The sequence below is a fragment of the Streptomyces endophytica genome (assembly GCF_026153355.1).
GTDB classification, from domain to species: domain Bacteria; phylum Actinomycetota; class Actinomycetes; order Streptomycetales; family Streptomycetaceae; genus Streptomyces; species Streptomyces endophytica.
Genome location: NZ_CP110636.1, coordinates 2,108,594 through 2,124,688 on the forward strand (window position 1 = coordinate 2,108,594; position 16,095 = coordinate 2,124,688).

The following is a 16,095-nucleotide window of genomic DNA, read 5'->3' on the forward strand; positions in this document are numbered from 1 at the left end:
CGCATGCTGCATTCGTCCGGGGACCACCCCGCGGCCCCCCGAATCCTGCTGCTGTCGACCTCCGACACCGACCTGCTCAGTGCCCGCGCGGCCACCGGCCCGGTGGCGTACCGGCTCGCCAACCCCGCCCGCCTCGACGTCACCGAGCTGCCCGCCCTGCTCGACGGCACCGACCTCGTCGTCGTGCGCCTCCTCGGCGGCATCCGCGCCTGGCAGGAGGGCCTCGACCTGCTGCTCGCCGAGGGCCAGCACCGGCCGGTGGTCGTCCTCACCGGCGAACAGGCCCCGGACGCCCAGCTCATGGAGCAGTCCACGGTCCCGGTCGGCATCGCGGCCGAGGCGCACGCCTATCTCGCGCACGGCGGTCCGGCGAACCTCGAACAGCTCGCGCGCTTCCTCTCCGACACCGTGCTGCTCACCGGCCACGGCTTCGAACCGCCCGTGCCCGCCCCCACCTGGGGCCGCCTGGAGCGACCGGCCGCCGACGGCACCGGCCCGGTCGTGGCCGTGCTCTACTACCGCGCCCACCACATGAGCGGCAACACCGGCTTCGTGCACGAACTGTGCGCGCAGATCGAGGCGGCCGGCGGCCGCCCGCTCTCCCTGTACGTCGCCTCGCTGCGCGCCCCCGAGGCCGAACTCATCGACGCGCTGCGGACCACCGACGCCATCGTCACCACCGTCCTCGCCGCCGGCGGCACCAAGCCCGCCGAGGCCGGCGCCGGCGGTGACGACGAGTCCTGGGACGCCGGCGCGCTGGCCGCGCTGGACGTCCCGATCCTCCAGGCGCTGTGCCTGACCGGGCCGCGGAGCGCCTGGGAGGAGAACGACGAGGGCCTCTCGCCGCTCGACGCCGCCTCGCAGATCGCCGTCCCGGAGTTCGACGGCCGGCTGATCACCGTGCCGTTCTCCTTCAAGGAGGTCGACGAGGACGGCCTGCCGGTCTACGTCGCCGACCCCGAGCGGGCCGCCCGGGTCGCCGGCATCGCCGTACGCCACGCCCGGCTGCGCCACCTCCCCAACGCCGACAAGCGCCTGGCGCTGGTGCTCTCGGCCTACCCCACCAAGCACTCCCGGATCGGCAACGCCGTCGGGCTGGACACCCCGGCTTCCGCCGTCGAACTGCTGCGGCGGCTGCGCGCGGACGGCTACGACTTCGGCGACGAGAGCGCCGAGCCCGTCCCCGGCCTCGCATCCGGTGACGGCGACGAGCTGATCTACGCCCTCATCGAGGCCGGCGGCCACGACCAGGAGTGGCTCACCGAGGAGCAGCTGGCCCGCAACCCGGTCCGCATCCCGGCCGCCGACTACCGGCGCTGGTACGCCACCCTCCCGGAGGAGCTGCGCACTTCGGTGGAGCGGCACTGGGGGCCGCCGCCGGGCGAGATGTTCGTGGACCGCACCCACAACCCGACGGCGACATCGTGCTCGCCGCGCTGCGCCGCGGCAATCTGCTGGTGCTCATCCAGCCGCCGCGCGGCTTCGGCGAGAACCCGATCGCGATCTACCACGACCCCGATCTGCCGCCGTCCCACCACTACCTCGCCGCCTACCGCTGGATCGCCGCGTCCCGCGAGGACGGCGGGTTCGGCGCGGACGCCATGGTCCACCTCGGCAAGCACGGCAACCTGGAGTGGCTGCCCGGCAAGAACGCCGGCCTGTCCGCCGCCTGCGGCCCGGACGCCGCCCTCGGCGACCTCCCGCTCGTCTACCCCTTCCTGGTCAACGACCCCGGCGAGGGCACCCAGGCCAAGCGCCGGGTGCACGCCACCCTCGTCGACCACCTCGTCCCGCCGATGGCCCGCGCCGACTCCTACGGCGACATCGCGCGCCTGGAGCAGCTGCTCGACGAGTACGCGCAGATCTCCTCCATGGACCCGGCCAAGCTCCCGGCCATCCGCGCCCAGATCTGGACGCTCATCCAGGCCGCCAAGCTCGACCACGACCTGGGCCTGGCGGAGCGCCCGGACGACGACGGCTTCGACGACTTCCTGCTGCACGTCGACGGCTGGCTGTGCGAGGTCAAGGACGCCCAGATCCGCGACGGCCTGCACGTCCTCGGCGCGGCCCCGGCCGGCGAGGCGCGGGTCAACCTCGTCCTGGCCATCCTCCGCGCCCGCCAGATCTGGGGCGGCACCTCCGCCCTGCCCGGCCTGCGCGAGGCCCTCGGCCTCGACGAGTCCGCCGCGACCCGCACCACCGCCGACGAGGCCGAGGCCCGGGCCCGCGCCCTGGTCCAGGCGATGGAGGACGCCGGCTGGGACCCGGCCGCGGTGCCCGGCGTGGCCGCCGGCCACGGCCCGCAGGTCGCCGACATCCTCGACTTCGCCGCCCGCCAGGTCGTCCCGCGGCTCGCCGCCACCACCGACGAGATCGACCACGCGGTGCACGCCCTGAACGGCGGTTTCGTCCCGGCCGGCCCGTCCGGCTCGCCGCTGCGCGGGCTGGTCAACGTGCTGCCGACGGGCCGCAACTTCTACTCCGTCGACCCCAAGGCCGTGCCCTCCCGGCTCGCCTGGGAGACCGGTCAGGCCCTCGCCGACTCGCTGCTGGAGCGCTACCGCACCGACAACGGCGACTGGCCGCAGTCCGTGGGCCTGTCCCTGTGGGGCACCAGCGCCATGCGGACCAGCGGCGACGACGTGGCCGAGGCACTGGCGCTGCTCGGCGTCCGCCCCGTGTGGGACGACGCCTCCCGCCGCGTCACGGGCCTCGAAGCCATTCCGCTCACCGAGCTCGGCCGCCCCCGCATCGACGTCACGCTGCGCATCTCCGGCTTCTTCCGCGACGCCTTCCCGCACGTCACCGGCCTGCTGGACGACGCGGTACGGCTCGCCGCCGGCCTGGACGAGCCGGCCGAGGACAACTTCGTCCGCGCCCACACCCAGGCCGACCTGGCCGCCCACGGCGACGAACGGCGCGCCACCACCCGCATCTTCGGCTCCCGCCCCGGCACCTACGGCGCCGGCCTGCTCCAGCTGATCGACTCCCGCGACTGGCGCACCGACGCCGACCTCGCCGAGGTCTACACCGTCTGGGGCGGCTACGCGTACGGCCGTGGCCTCGAAGGCCGCCCGGCCCGGGACGAGATGGAGGCCGCGTACAAGCGGATCGCGGTCGCGGCCAAGAACACCGACACCCGCGAACACGACATCGCCGACTCCGACGACTACTTCCAGTACCACGGCGGCATGGTGGCGACGGTGAAGGCGCTGCGCGGCGGCCAGGCCCCGGCCGCCTACATCGGCGACTCCACCCGCCCGGAGACCGTCCGCACCCGCTCGCTGGTCGAGGAGACCTCCCGGGTCTTCCGCGCCCGGGTCGTCAACCCCCGCTGGGTCGAGGCGATGCGCCGCCACGGCTACAAGGGCGCCTTCGAACTCGCCGCCACCGTGGACTACCTCTTCGGCTACGACGCCACCACGGGCGTGGTCGCCGACTGGATGTACGACAAGCTCGCCCAGACCTACGTCCTCGACCCCGAGAACCGCGCCTTCCTCCAGGACGCCAACCCCTGGGCCCTGCACGGCATCGCCGAACGCCTCCTGGAGGCCGAGTCCCGCGGCATGTGGGAGAAGCCGGACGCGGAGACCCTGGCCGCGCTGCGCGACGTCTTCCTGGAGACCGAGGGCGAGCTGGAGGGCGAGGAGTAGTCCTCCCGGGTGCCCGGCCGACCGGCCGGGCACCGGCACCTCACGCCTTACGCCTCGCGCGTCACGCCGCCTTCGCGGTGATGTCCCCGTTCGAGGTGCTCAGGATCAGCCGGTAGCGGCCCTCGGGGTCGTCGGCCAGGCCGATGTGCTTCGCGCCGTTGCTGGTGTCCGCAGCGATGTCGTAGCTGCCCTTCGGCATCCGTACGGTGACCGAGCCGTTGGAGGTCTTCGCCCGGACGTGCTGCGGCCGGGCCGGGGTCAGGTCGATCGCGCCGTTGGACGTCTCGGCGGAAATGTGCCCGCCGGCCAGGCCGCGTCCGGTGATCCGGCCGTTGCTGGTCCGCACGTCGACCGGGCCGGTGACGCCGTCGAGGTCGATGGCCCGGAACTCGTGGTCACCTTCACCGCGCCCACCTTGCTCAGGTTCACCGCCCCGTTCGAGGTCTCCCCGCTGACCGGGATGCCGGCCGGAAGATCGAGCGTGTACGTCACCGAGCACTCGTCGCCGCAGCCGCCGAGCACCAGCACCCCGTCCTCGACCCGGTGCGTCGCCCCCTGGGGGCGGTCACCGTGGTACTCCACCGAGCGGTGCAGCGAGACCGCGGCGCCGTTCTTGCCGCCGCCCTCGCCGCCGCGCACCGTGACACCGCCCGAGTCACTGTCCAGGCGGACCGCCGTGATCCTCTTCGACACCACGGCGTCGTCCTCGAACGTCTCCCCGGGCAAAAGGCCGCAGGCAGCGATGCCGCACACCGCGACGACGGCCGCCGCGGCGGCCGCGAGGGTGCGGCGGGGGAGGCGGGTGCGGTGGTGGTGGCGGTGCGGCATGAAGTCCCCCGGTGCGAAAGGCAGTTGGTGGGTGGAAGCGGTCGAAAGAGGCGGGCCGCCGGACGACCGCGAAGAGAGAGGTTAAGGCGCCGGCGGGGGCGCGGACCATGGGGAAAACCCGAGGGTCGGGGTGCACATAGCTGCAGGTGCGACCCGCGGGCCCCGGTGCGAGGATTTTCGTGGGGGCGGTTCATGTGCTGCGTACGGGCGGATGAGGAGGCTTCCGGTGACTGCCACGAAGACATGGAACACCGAGATCAGCATCACCGAGACCGGCAGCGAGGTCCGGGCGGAGGCCAGGCTGCGCGGCAAGGAAGGCGGCCAGATGGTCGGCCAGGGCTCGGCGCGGTGCAATCCCGCGGACGAGAACGTCCCGGCCATCGGAGACGAGTTGGCCGTGGCCCGGGCGATGTCGGACCTCAGCCACCAGCTGCTGCAGCGGGCGGCGCACGACATCGAGGTGCACACGGCCCGGCCGGTGGAGCGGCTGCAGGCGTGAGGAGTACGCGGGGCTGAGGCGCGGGGAAAGGACGGGGCCCGGGCGCGCACCGCGCGGTTCGGGCACACTGTGCTGCTCTGGCACGCTGTGCCGTCCGGTCTGGGGATCACGCTGCCCGATCAGATCGTGGCCGGGGCGGGCGGACGGCTCGCCTCGCCCGGTGCGCTCCTGCCAGCCGGTCGACTGGGCGAACAACACGGCCGGGGTGCTGGCCGGGGCCGTGGCGGCGTGGCCGGTCATCCGCCGCGCCACCCGCGGTGGCCCCCGCCGCGTGGCTAGCCGCCCATCAGCGCCGTGAAGTCCGGGCCGATGGTCAGCGTCACCGTGTCCGGTGTCGCGTCGGCGGCCTGGGTCGGCTTCAGGCCCGGGAGGCGGGCGGCCAGGATCTCGCCCTGCGCCTTGAGGGAGCCGGGGTAGGTGAGCGTGGTCTTGTCCGTCGCGGGGGCGTTGCCGGTGCCGATGACCGTGAAACCGAGCTGCCGCAGCTGCCCCGCCGCGGTGGCGGCCTGGCCGGGGGTGCCGGTGCCGTTGAGGACGCGTACCCGCACGGAGCGGGCGGTCATCGGGCTCTTGGCGGCCTCGGCGAACTTCGCCTTGCCGGCCGCGCCGATCTCGCGGTCGTGGGCGAGGTCGCTGAACAACTGCCCGGCCTGCGGGTACTGCCAGATCACATTGGCGTGGTCGGTGGGGACGTCGGCCTCGCGGTAGTAGTTGGGCACGGTCAGGAAGGTGAGGCGGTCGGAGGGGATGTCCTTGACCGTCGAGGCCAGGTCGTAGAGCTGCTTGAGGCCGGCCAGCTCGTTGTCGGTGGTGAGGGACTTGGTCGCCGAGTCCAGGAAGCCGTAGAGGTCGCCCGGGCTGGTCAGCTTGGACTGCGCCTTCGCGGCCAGCGCCTTCATGAACTCCTGCTGACGGCCGATCCGCCCGAGGTCGGAGCCGTCGCCGACGCTGTAGCGGGTGCGGACGTAGCCGAGCGCCTTCTCGTCCTGGACGTTCTGGCAGCCGGCGTCCATGTCCAGGTGGGCCTTCTTGTCGTGGATGGCGTGCTTGGGGCAGACCTCGATGCCGCCGAGCGCGTTGACCATCCCCTTGAAGCCCTGGAAGTCGATCGAGGTGAAGTGGTCGATCCGCAGGCCGGTGTTCTTCTCGACGGTCTTGATGGTGCAGGCCGCGGCCTTGGTGACGCTGCCGCCGTCACCGCCGATCGAGAATGCCTCGTTGATCTTGAAGTGGTGCGGGGACGACTTCGAGCCGTTGCTGCGGCTGCAGGCGGGGATCTGCACCCACGAGTCACGGGGGAACGACACCGCGGTGGCCCACTTATGGTTGGCCGCGATGTGCAGCACATCAGGGTGTCCGACTGCATGGTGGTCAGGCCCTTGCCGTATTTGGCGTTGGCGCCGGCCCGGCTGTCGGACCCGACGACCAGGATGTTCTTGGAGCCGGGGCTGAGGTTGACCGGCCGCTTGCCGTCGACGCCGATGTCCACGCCGTGGATGTTGCTGTCCAGGTGCTGGTAGACCCACGCCCCGACCCCGGCGGTGCCGAGCACCAGGACGCCGAGCACCCCGCCGGTCCAGGCCACGATCCGGCCGCGTCGGGTCATCCGGACCTTCCCTCCTGACGCGCTCCGCCGGCCCGACGGCTTCGCCCGGTTCGCCCTGCGGGAGCCGCCGGAGCGGCGTCCGGGCCCGTCGGGTGAGGCGTGGGGCGTGGCGTCGGTGGTCGCGTCGTCGTCCCAGGGGCCGTCTGCTGGTGCGGCTGCCTGTCATGCACGCGGATGGCCCTTCTGGCTCTTCTGATCGCGCCGGACCCGCCGGGGAAGCCGTTCCTGCCGGAAAGGCCGTTCCTGCCGGTCCTGCTGCTGGTTCTGCTGGTCGGGGGTGGTGCTGGTCGAACTGCTCGTGCCGGGCGCACTCGGTACGAGGAGTGCGCCGGTCTGCTGAAGCAGATGGTTCGGGCGCCCCGAAGGTTGCACGGGACGCCAAAGTCGCGGGCAAGGGCGGCCGGCAGGGTGACGGCGGCACCGGCCGGACGGGCCGGTGCGGAGGCGGTGGGTCAGATGCCCGCGCTGGGCAACAGCCGGACGGATTCCGGGTCGTAGTGGAACCAGCGGGGGCCGTCGCCGCCGGGCAGCGTACGCAGCCGGCACCACACCTCGCCCGCGGCGTCCGTCCACCAGCCGCTGATCCGGCCCAAGACCCAGGTGTCGTCCGGTATTGGACCTCCACCGGCTGGTAGACCCACCGCACCTCCGCCTCTGGAGGCGGGCAGTCCCGGCTCAGGAGTCCGCACCTCGTCGCCATCTCCCCCTCCGGACACGCCCGTTGCGCATGTGTGCGGGCAACTGTACCGGCAAGTTCTACATGCGTGTAGAAGGACGCCGATGAGGGGGAACGGGAGCGGAGCCGGATCAGATCCGAACAGTGTGCCCGCCGTGCGGACCCGCCGCCCCCGGAACGGCACAACGGACCCCGGCGGCTCGCCGCCGGACTCCGGTCGCTCGGGGCGTCGTCCCCCGGAGCGGGTCTTCCCTCAGAGCGGTGTCGCCGCCTTCAGGACGAGGAACAGCGCCACCGCCGCGTTGAGCGCGGAGAGCGCGGAGGCCGCGGTGCCCGCGGCCGCCACCAGCGCGGCGAGGCCGGCCCGGGTCAGCGCCGGGGGCCAGTGCCGGGCCGGCGGCACGGGACCGAGCAGCGCGGCCACCCGGCGCGGCACCGGGCCCGGTTCGGCGGCCGCGAAGTGCGCCAGCCCCGGAGCCGGCGCGGCGCGGGTGACCAGCGCCGCCTTGCCCCGCCCGGGCGGTCAGCCGCCGGTCGCCGACCTCCCGCGCGGCCTCCTCGTCCGCCCAGCGCTCGGCGGCGAAGGCGACCGCGGAACGCAGCGGCAGCAGCAGCGGGTTGACGCAGCCGGCGAGGCGCACGGCGAGCAGGTAGCGGTGGTGCCGGCAGGCGAGGTGGGCGCGCTCGTGCGCGAACAGGGCGCGCCGCTCGTCCTCGTCCAGGCTGCGCAGCATGCCCCGGGAGACCGCGATCCGGCCGGGGCGGCCGGCGGTGCCGGGCACGGCATAGGCGTACGGCTCGTCGTCGGGCAGCACCGCCGGGTCGGCGCCGGCCGGCAGCCCGTCCAGCGCGCGGTGCGTACGGTCCCGGATCCGCCGGTGCCGCAGCAGCGCGGTCCCGCAGCCGGCGAGCGCGGCGGCCAGCAGCGGGATCGCGGCGGCGCCGGCGACCTCGGCGTACGGGACGGCGGCCCGCACCTCGGGGTCCGACCAGCCGTCGGGCAGTGGGTTGCCGGGCAGCTGGGCCGTGCCGACGACCATCAGCAGCCCCAGGCAGAGCGTGCTGCACAGCCCGAGGACGGCGGCGAGCAGGGTCAGCAGCCGGGTGCCGGCGCGCGGGTGGAGGTGCTGTTTCCGCGAGCCGGGCGATCGGCAGCGCGGTGAGCGGCAGGACCAGCGGCAGGAACACGAAGACGCCCACCGGTCAGGCTCCGCGGGCTTCGTCCGGGTGGGCGGTCCCCTGCGGAATGTCCGTCCCGTCCGCGCCGGAGGCGTCGTCCGCGGCGCGGTCGAGGAGGGTGCGCAGCAATTGCTCGTCGTGGGGCGAGAGGGCGGAGACGAAGCTGGTGAGGACCGCGTCCCGGTCCGGTTCGCCGTCCAGGACCCGGCGCATCCGCAGCGCGGCGAGCCCGGCCTCGTCGGCGGCCGGGGTCCACACGTAGGCGCGGCCGGAGCGTTCACGGGAGACGGCCTGCTTGGCGTGCAGCCGCGACAGGATGGTCATCACGGTCGTGTACGCGAGGTCGCCGCCGAGCCGTTCCTGGACCCAGGCGGCGGTGACCGGCCCGGGCGCGTGGTGCAGCGCGGCCAGCACCTGGGACTCCAGCTGGCCCTGCCCGCGCCGGCGGCCGGTTCCCCCGGCGTCCGGCGCCGTCCCGAAGGGCTTCTGGCCCATGCCGTCGCCTCCCATCGCGCGGGGTGTCCCGCCGGCCGGGACGACGGGCATCTTAGACGCCGGCACCCGTCGGCGCCTGAGCGGCGGAGCCGGGCCCGGAGAGGTCCGGGAGGGCGGCGGGGGAGGTCCGGCGCCCGCCTGCCCCGAGGTCCCTCGCGAGGTCGCGCCCCCCGGCCCGGAGATCGCCCTCCTCCGGGCCGATTACCGAGCGCACAGGGCCTTTCACCTGCTACGGAGGGATGCGCCGGGCCCGTGCGGGGTACCGTAAAAGCACCAAGGGACTCGGGGACCCACAACACCGGGCGCACCAGGATCGGCCGCGATCCACCGACCGTCTGCCGCGCACAGACCGTCCGCCGTCCACCGATCTGCCGCGGTTCGCCCGAGTGAGGTGAGCACCATGCAGACTCTGTTGACCGTGGTCGTACTGCTGGCGCTGATCGCGCTGGGGCGCTGTTCCTCGCCCGGCTGAATGCCCAGCAGACCGGACGGATGGCCACCCACCGGTACGCGGACTGGAAGCAGTCGATGCGGCAGCGGATCCGCAGGCACCCGCGCGACGCCGCCCACCCGGGCCCCCTGGCCGGCCCACCGCCCCCCACCCCACCGCCCTCCGGCAAGACGGGCGGCGACCTGTGACGACCGCCGGGCAGCACCACGCCCCGCCGCCCGTCGCCCGGGTCGCCATCGCCCCGCACAGCGAGACGGTCCGGCGCATCGACGGGATCTGGTGGCCGCATGCGACCGATCTGCTGGCCGAACTCCCCGCGCTGCTGATGGCGTTGCCCTTCGACTGGCCGCGGATCACCCACGCCACCGTGAACGGCGACGCCTGGCCCGCCCTGCCGGCCCGGATCATCGTCGACGGCCACGTCGTCCGCCTGCGCCGGACCAGCGGCCACCACGGGCCGGACACCCTCTGCCTGGTCTCCACCGGCAACGGCCGCTGGGACCTGCAGATCATCCCGCCCGCCACCCCCGAGCCCGAGGCCGTCCGCATGATGGCGGAGATGGCCCGCACGGGAACGCCGCACCCGGTCACCCCGGCCTGAAGCCTGAATCCCGGGCTGAATCCCGGCTCCCTCCTGGCCTGCGGGCTCCCCGCCCCGGCCTGCCCGCGACCCGCCATAACCCGGGAATCCGTGGCGCGCACCCGCGGTGGCTACTGCGTACGGGTGGTGTTCATCGGAAGAACGCCGACCCGGGGGCGTCGGTCCGTGAATCCTCCCATTGCGTACTCATCATAAGAAAACGCAACAGAAGCGGCGCAACGTAAGCGATGCGAGCGGAACGCGGCAACTGAGGCAGTGCAACCGAAGTACAGAGGGAAGCAAGCGGATCTCTCGGGAGATCCTGATCGGAAGTGAGGAGCCATGGCTGCGAACAAGGTCATGACGTTCTGGGCGATGTGCCTTGCCGTGCTCGGCAAGCTGCTGGCATCGCTGGGTGTCTCCGCGCCGGCGTCGGCGGCGCGCCGGGAGGCCGCGCTCTACGAGCGGACGCTGGGCGACGCGGACGCGGGCACCGAGCCGCGGGGCGCGGCCGGCCCGGACGGGGACACCCCGCCACCAGGGACACCCGTCGCGGCGGCACCCGCTGCCCCGGCACCCGCGGCAAAGACGCCCGCTCTGGAGACACCGGTCGTCGAGGGGCCCACGGTGCCGGCTCCGCGCACGGTGACGCGGTACGGCCAGGCCGCGCCCGCCCGGCCGATGCTCGCCCGGCCCGAGCTGCCGCCCACCATCAAGCAGCGCATCCACGCCGAGGCGCACGGGGCCTCGCCCGGTCTGCGCAGCCGCTGCATCCGTGGCACCGAGCCGCTGTCCACCGCCTCCGCCGGGGCCGCCCCGCAGACCGCCGGCAGCGTGAACCCGCGTCCCGCGGCCATCCCGGCCGCCCGTCGCCGTGCGCACCCCGCCCGTACGGTCTGAGCCGGGCAGCGGCAGTTCCGCGCGAGCATTTCCACCGGCCAGGCCCGCCGGCCCTGACACAGGCGGGACGGCGCGTGACAGCTCCGCGCCGACGAGACGCGACGCAGACCGACGACGAGACGCAGGCAAGGCGAGACGCAGACAAGACGAGACGCAGACGAGACGCGGGTACGGCGAGACGCAGACCCCTCGCCCTCGCACGACGTGAAGCGCACCATCCCCAGCGGAATCCCTAGTGGAATCCCCAGCTGAATCCCTAGCTCAACAACACCCAAAGACTTGAGAGTTCCTCCCCTTCAGGACCCCAACCCCAGCTGAGCACGCAACGCGCGCGCGTCCGGCTTTCCGTTGGCGGTGAGGGGGAAGTGGTCGACGACATGGACCACGTTGGGCTGTTCGTACTCCGCGAGGTGCTCGGCCAGGCGCCGGCGCCAGGTGAGCGGAGCATCGCCCTCCGGGTCCGCGACGACGAAGTGCAGTGCGCTGCCGCGGCGTTGGTCTTCCACCGCCAGGACCTTGACCGGGCGGCCGCAGGCCTCGGCACGGCGCTCCAGGCTCTCGGGATAGAGCGTGAAGCCCAGCCGGTGCACGGCCTGATTGCGGCCCACCACCCGCACCGTGCCGTCGGCGTCGACGCTGCCGAGATCGGCCGTCGGGTACCAGGCGTCCTGGTCGACGGGACGGAGCGAGCCGTCCTCGCGCAGGTAGCCGGCCATCAGCCCGGGCGAGCGCACCTCGATGCCGCCGAGTTCGCCGGGCGCGGCAACGGTGCCGTCCGGGCGCAGCACGCGCAGCCGTACGCCGGGCAGGGGGCGCCCGCAGCCGTGCGGTGAGTCCGGCGTGGCCAGTGCGACGTTGCCGAGTTCCGTCAGGCCGTAGCCGTCCAGCAACGGGCGGCCCATCGTCGTGCGGAAGGACTCGGCCAGGGGGCCGGCAGGGGCGCGCCGCCCACGCCCCAGACGCGGACGCCGGCGAGACCGGCGCGTACTTCCGGGCGGCGGCGGACGACGCCGAGCAGCGAGTGGTAGGTGGACGGTGCGGCGTCCACGGCGGTGGCGCCGTGCGCGGCGGCCTGGCCGACCGCCGCGTCGAGCCGCTGGTAGGGGGTGACCAGCAGGGTGCAACGGGTCAGCCACCACAGCAGGATGACGGAGAGCCCGTACTGGTGCGAGAAGGGCAGCAGCGGTGCGAGGACGTCGTCCGCGCGGTAGCCCATGGCCCGGATGGTGCGCAGCGAGTTGTCGAGGACGGCGTGACCGGGTTTGACGATGCCCTTGGGGCGTCCCGTGGTGCCCGAGGACCACAGGACCAGCGCGTCGGACCGGCGGAACCAGGCGTCGAGGGGGTCGGCCTCGGCGGCCAAAGGCGCTGGTGAGGATGTGGATGCGGAGGGGGGAACGGGGGTGAGGTGCGGATAGTGGACGATGCGGTGGTCGGGGACGCCGGGGAAGCCGGTGGTGGGGTCCGCGGCGGTGACGAGCCAGCGGACCCGGGCCTGGCGGGCGGCCGCGGCGGCGTCACCGGCGGAGAGCCGGTGGTCGAGCGGGACGAGTGAGGTGTCCAGCCGCATCAGGGCCAGCAGCGTCACGACGTAGTCGATGCTGTTGTCGCCCTGGACCAGGACCCGGTCGCCGGCGCGGATGCCGAGCCCGTGCAGGGCCCGCGCGGTGGCCGCCAGCCGGCGGCCGAGCGCCGGTCCGTCGAGGGCGCCGGTGGCGTCGGGCGGGGTGCCGCCGCGCGGGGTCGCGGTGCCGTCGACGAGCCGGGCGGCGGCGACCGGAGGGGCGATGGTGTCGGTCATGGGTGCTCCGATCCCGTGGGGTCGAGGGGACGGCACAGCAGGGTGGAGGTGGTGGTGGCCACCCACAGGCCGTCCGCGTCGTGGAAGGCGCAGTCGAGGGTGAGGAGCCGACGGCCGGCGAGGTGCGCGACGTCGGCGAGGCGGACGGTCGCGTGGAGGACGTCGCCGGCGTGCGCGGGGCGGGCGTGCCGCAGGCTCTGGGCCCGGTGCACGGCACCGTCGAGGCCGGGTAGGTCCGGCCGGGCGCGCAGCAGTTGGTCCTCGGCGTGCGCCGCGAGGGTGACGAGGTAGGTGGGCGGGGCGAGGGTGTCGGGGTGGCCGAGAGCGCGGGCGGCGACCGGATCCGTGTAGGCCGGGTGCGGGTCACCGAGCGCGGCGGCGAACCCGGCGATCCGCGCCCGGTCGAGGACGTACGGGCCGCAGCGGAGGACATCGGTGCCGCTGCCGCTGCCGCTGCCGGGCGCCGGAGGGCCGGTGGGGCCGGCCGGGCCGGGGGTCGCTCTGCCCGTCATCGTGGGTCAGTCGCCGATCATGTGGTGGCCGCCGTCCGCGTGGACGATCTCGCCGGTGGTGGCGGGCAGCCAGTCCGAGAGCAGGGCCAGGCAGGTACGGGCCACCGGTTCCGCGTTCTGCGGGTCCCAGCCCAGCGGGGCCCGTGTCGACCAGTCCTTCTCGAAGGACGGGCCGTCGCCGCCGATGCCCCGGGCGGCCAGGGTGCGCAGCGGGCCGGCCGCGACGAGGTTGGCGCGGATGCCGTGGCCGCCGAGGTCCCGCGCCAAGTAGCGGGAACAGGCTTCGAGTCCCGCCTTCGCGACGCCCATCCAGTCGTAGCCGGGCCAGGCCCGCGAGGCGTCGAAGTCCACGCCGACGACGGAGGCGCCCGGGCGCAGTAATGGCCGGCAGGCCATGGTGAGCGCCACCAGGGAGTACGTGGAGGTGTGCAGCGCGGCGGACACATCGCGCCACGGGGCGGTCAGGAAGCCGCCGTCCAGGCAGGTGGCGGGGGCGTGGGCGACCGAGTGCAGTACACCGTCGAGCCCGTCCAGGTGGGCGCCGACCCGGTCGGCGAGCGTGCTGAGCTGCGCCTCGTCCGTGACGTCCAGTTCCACGACGGGGGGTTCCTCCGGCAGCCGCCGGGCGAGCCGGGCCACCAGGCTCGGCCGCCCGTACGCGGTGAGGACGATCTTGGCGCCCTCTTCCTGGGCGAGCCGGGCCACCGCGTAGGCGATCGAGCTTTCGGTGATCACTCCGGTGATCACCAGCTGTTTTCCGTCGAGCAGACCGCTCATGCGGTGCCTCCGTCTGACTCGTCATCGACTCCAGAGTCACCGGACAAAACTCAACGCCAATGTCCGGCCTTGGTCTTGATAGGTCGTCATTGACAACCTATCCGACCTCCAGTTGACTAGAATAGTCAAGCATAGTCAAAACAGTGACTCTTGTGTCACGTCAGCGCGCCGGCGTCCGCCGCACTCCGTCACCTCGCGTGGGCGGCAACGGTGCCGCGCCTTTGGCCGTACGCCCGGCCACCCGCCCGGCCGTACGCGTGTCGTACGGCCCGGCATCCATCCGGCCGCACATCCGGCCGTGGACCCCTGTTCCCGCCCGTCTCCGACAGAGAGGTGATCGTCATGACCGTTCCGACCCGAGAAGAGATCGTTGCCGAGCTCGCCGAGATCCTGCACGAGGTGGCCGGCGTCGTGCCGGCCGAGGTGACCGAAGAGAAGTCCCTGGTCGAGGAGTTGGACGTGGACTCCCTGGCCATGGCCGAGGTGATCGTGGTCGCCGAGGAGCGCTTCGGGATCGCACTGCCCGAAGAGGAGATGAAGGACATGCGTAGAGTTTTGGACATTGTGCTCCGGGTCGAGAAGCAGCTGGCGTCCTGAGCCCCGCCCGGGAACGCCTACGCCACGCGGGTCCCCCGGCCGGCGCGCGCTCCTGCCGCGTACGGTCCCGTCCGGCAGGAGTGCGCCGCTGGCGCACCGAGCGGTGGTCAATTTGAATATCGGTCAGATGACCCAACGGGCGATCCCTGCACGGTAGTTGTGACTTCTCCGCAGGTCCGGGACCTGTGCGCGCCGACCACGGCAGTCCTGGACGGACCGGGACGAAGAGCGTCCGACATGATCCTCGGCCGCAACTTGGCGAAATTTGGTAATGCCCGTGAGTAAACCAGAGTTGATTTTCGGTCGTCGCTTGTTGACGCAGGCATAGACCAGGGTTACCTTGAGGATCTCCGAACGGTAAATCAAATCGACTCAGTGCACTGCTTTCTGTGGATCTCAACCGTCCACAGAAAGTCGACATGGTGCGAGGGGATCTATGCGGGGGACGAGCCTTTCTGTGACGCGCACCCGAGCGGCCATTCGCTCAGTCATGCCGACCCCGGCGGCACGTCCAACACACCTGGTGACGAGGGGCTTTGGCACCCGGATCGCGCCGATGAATTAGCCGACGGCGCATTGCACATATTCTGGCCCGACGGCGCAGACATTCGCCAGACCGCCTGTTTGACGGAATTTCTCGGACGGTTACTCCAGTGTTCTCCCCGGGATATTCCGGTGACCCACGACGGGTTCGGCCGCCCGGTCTCCGCCGCACCCCCGCCCGCGGTCGGCTGGCCCCCGGGTGCGCGTCTCTGCCTCGGCATCGCCGCCGACCCTGGCCGCCAGTTCCTCGCCGTGACCAGGGACCTGCCGGTGGCCCTCTCCGTCCACACCGTGCCGCGCGGCCCGGTCAGCGAACTGCTGCTGCCCTTCACCCCGTTGGAACGCCGCTACGTCCAGGAGGCCCCGGAGGACCGGCGGGCCCACCGGCTGGCCCAGCTGTGGACCCGCAAGGAGGCGGCCCTGCGGCTGACCGGCCGGGGCGGGCTGGCCCTCGCCGACGAGATCGACGCGCTGAGCGAGGCGCGCGACGGCAAGGTCGTCATCCCGGCGTCCCCGGCCCACCCCGGCGGCATCGCCTACGTCCGCGACCTCCCCACCGGCCCGCGCACGGTCGCCTCCGCGGCCATGGCCGCCCCGGCGTCGGGGCTTCGTACGTGGCGCGTTGCGGTGCCTTCCAGGTAGCCGTTCCGCTGCGCTTTGCGGTGCCTCCCACGTACTTGGCCGTCCCGCCGTGGTGGTTTCTCGCCGTTGCGCTTTGCGGCGCCCCGCACGTACCTGTCTGTCCCGCCGCGGGTGTTGTTCGCCGTTGCGCCTGCGGCGGGCTGGGTTGTGGTGGGTGCGGTGACGGGCCTCCGGGGCCGGTCGTGTGGACTGCTGACGCTTTACGTCCACACAACCGGCCCCTCCGGCCCGTCCCCTCCCGTGAGAGGGGAAGAAAACGACGGTGGGGGTGCACGTAATGCCCACGCGCCCGCAGGCAACAGACCAGATCCGCCCCCAACCAGCTTTGAAACTCCCACTCACGGGAGGGGCTGGAC

12 protein-coding genes and 4 pseudogenes are annotated in these 16,095 nt (G+C 73.1%); 7 read left to right on the forward strand and 9 right to left on the reverse strand.

The window, feature by feature from the left end:
* Positions 1–3: 3 nt before the first annotated feature.
* Positions 4–3,653 (forward strand): annotated as a pseudogene (gene cobN, locus OJ254_RS09560) (cobaltochelatase subunit CobN).
* Positions 3,654–3,714: 61 nt separating this feature from the next.
* Here the strand turns inward: cobN and OJ254_RS31540 are convergent.
* The gene (locus OJ254_RS31540; RefSeq protein ID WP_423835872.1) at positions 3,715–3,852 is read right to left on the reverse strand and encodes a hypothetical protein; all 138 of its coding nucleotides are present in this window, start codon (positions 3,850–3,852) and stop codon (positions 3,715–3,717) included.
* 59 nt (positions 3,853–3,911) lie between these two features.
* Positions 3,912–4,481, reverse strand: a complete 570-nt coding sequence (locus OJ254_RS09565) for a hypothetical protein (protein WP_341483597.1) — start codon at positions 4,479–4,481, stop codon at positions 3,912–3,914.
* A gap of 226 nt (positions 4,482–4,707) precedes the next feature.
* Between OJ254_RS09565 and OJ254_RS09570 the strand changes: the two genes are divergently transcribed.
* Positions 4,708–4,980, forward strand: coding sequence for a DUF1876 domain-containing protein (locus OJ254_RS09570; RefSeq protein WP_261956808.1), 273 nt, complete (start codon positions 4,708–4,710; stop codon positions 4,978–4,980).
* 275 nt (positions 4,981–5,255) lie between these two features.
* On the opposite strand, the pseudogene OJ254_RS09575 reads toward OJ254_RS09570, so the two are convergent.
* From OJ254_RS09575 to OJ254_RS09590, 4 genes and pseudogenes are all read right to left on the reverse strand, one after another.
* A pseudogene (locus tag OJ254_RS09575) lies at positions 5,256–6,586 on the reverse strand (LCP family protein).
* Positions 6,587–7,038: 452 nt separating this feature from the next.
* Positions 7,039–7,179 (reverse strand): hypothetical protein, encoded by a 141-nt coding sequence (locus OJ254_RS09580; protein ID WP_265361993.1) that lies wholly within the window; start codon positions 7,177–7,179, stop codon positions 7,039–7,041.
* 336 nt (positions 7,180–7,515) lie between these two features.
* A pseudogene (locus tag OJ254_RS09585) lies at positions 7,516–8,462 on the reverse strand (M56 family metallopeptidase).
* A 3-nt stretch (positions 8,463–8,465) separates the two neighbouring features.
* Entirely contained in the window at positions 8,466–8,936 is a 471-nt protein-coding gene (locus OJ254_RS09590; RefSeq protein WP_265361994.1) for a BlaI/MecI/CopY family transcriptional regulator, read from the reverse strand.
* A 492-nt stretch (positions 8,937–9,428) separates the two neighbouring features.
* Between OJ254_RS09590 and OJ254_RS09595 the strand changes: the two genes are divergently transcribed.
* The 3 genes from OJ254_RS09595 (at position 9,429) to OJ254_RS09605 (ending at position 10,867) form a co-directional block, all read left to right on the forward strand.
* The gene (locus tag OJ254_RS09595; protein WP_265361996.1) at positions 9,429–9,575 is read left to right on the forward strand and encodes a hypothetical protein; all 147 of its coding nucleotides are present in this window, start codon (positions 9,429–9,431) and stop codon (positions 9,573–9,575) included.
* Complete coding sequence (locus tag OJ254_RS09600; protein ID WP_265361997.1) at positions 9,572–9,988, forward strand: DUF5994 family protein; 417 nt, start codon at positions 9,572–9,574, stop codon at positions 9,986–9,988. The genes OJ254_RS09595 and OJ254_RS09600 overlap by 4 nt, the downstream gene beginning before the upstream one ends.
* 321 nt (positions 9,989–10,309) lie before the next feature.
* Positions 10,310–10,867: a DUF6344 domain-containing protein gene (locus tag OJ254_RS09605; RefSeq protein ID WP_265361998.1), complete on the forward strand. Its 558-nt coding sequence runs from the start codon at positions 10,310–10,312 to the stop codon at positions 10,865–10,867.
* A 296-nt stretch (positions 10,868–11,163) separates the two neighbouring features.
* Here the strand turns inward: OJ254_RS09605 and OJ254_RS31545 are convergent.
* The 3 genes and pseudogenes from OJ254_RS31545 to fabI form a co-directional block, all read right to left on the reverse strand.
* Positions 11,164–12,668, reverse strand: a pseudogene (locus OJ254_RS31545) (class I adenylate-forming enzyme family protein).
* Positions 12,665–13,180 (reverse strand): MaoC family dehydratase, encoded by a 516-nt coding sequence (locus tag OJ254_RS09620; protein ID WP_265362001.1) that lies wholly within the window; start codon positions 13,178–13,180, stop codon positions 12,665–12,667. Before OJ254_RS09620 ends, OJ254_RS31545 begins: the two are co-directional and overlap by 4 nt.
* Positions 13,181–13,186: 6 nt before the next feature.
* A complete protein-coding gene (fabI, locus tag OJ254_RS09625; RefSeq protein ID WP_265362002.1) occupies positions 13,187–13,957 on the reverse strand; it encodes an enoyl-ACP reductase FabI in 771 nt (256 codons plus the stop codon).
* 342 nt (positions 13,958–14,299) lie between these two features.
* On the opposite strand from fabI, the gene OJ254_RS09630 reads away from it, so the two are divergent.
* On the forward strand, positions 14,300–14,554 hold the full coding sequence (locus tag OJ254_RS09630; protein ID WP_261956818.1) for an acyl carrier protein: 255 nt from the start codon (positions 14,300–14,302) through the stop codon (positions 14,552–14,554).
* A gap of 675 nt (positions 14,555–15,229) precedes the next feature.
* On the forward strand, positions 15,230–15,739 hold the full coding sequence (locus tag OJ254_RS09635) for a 4'-phosphopantetheinyl transferase superfamily protein (RefSeq protein ID WP_265362003.1): 510 nt from the start codon (positions 15,230–15,232) through the stop codon (positions 15,737–15,739).
* The last annotated feature ends 356 nt before the right edge of the window (positions 15,740–16,095 follow it).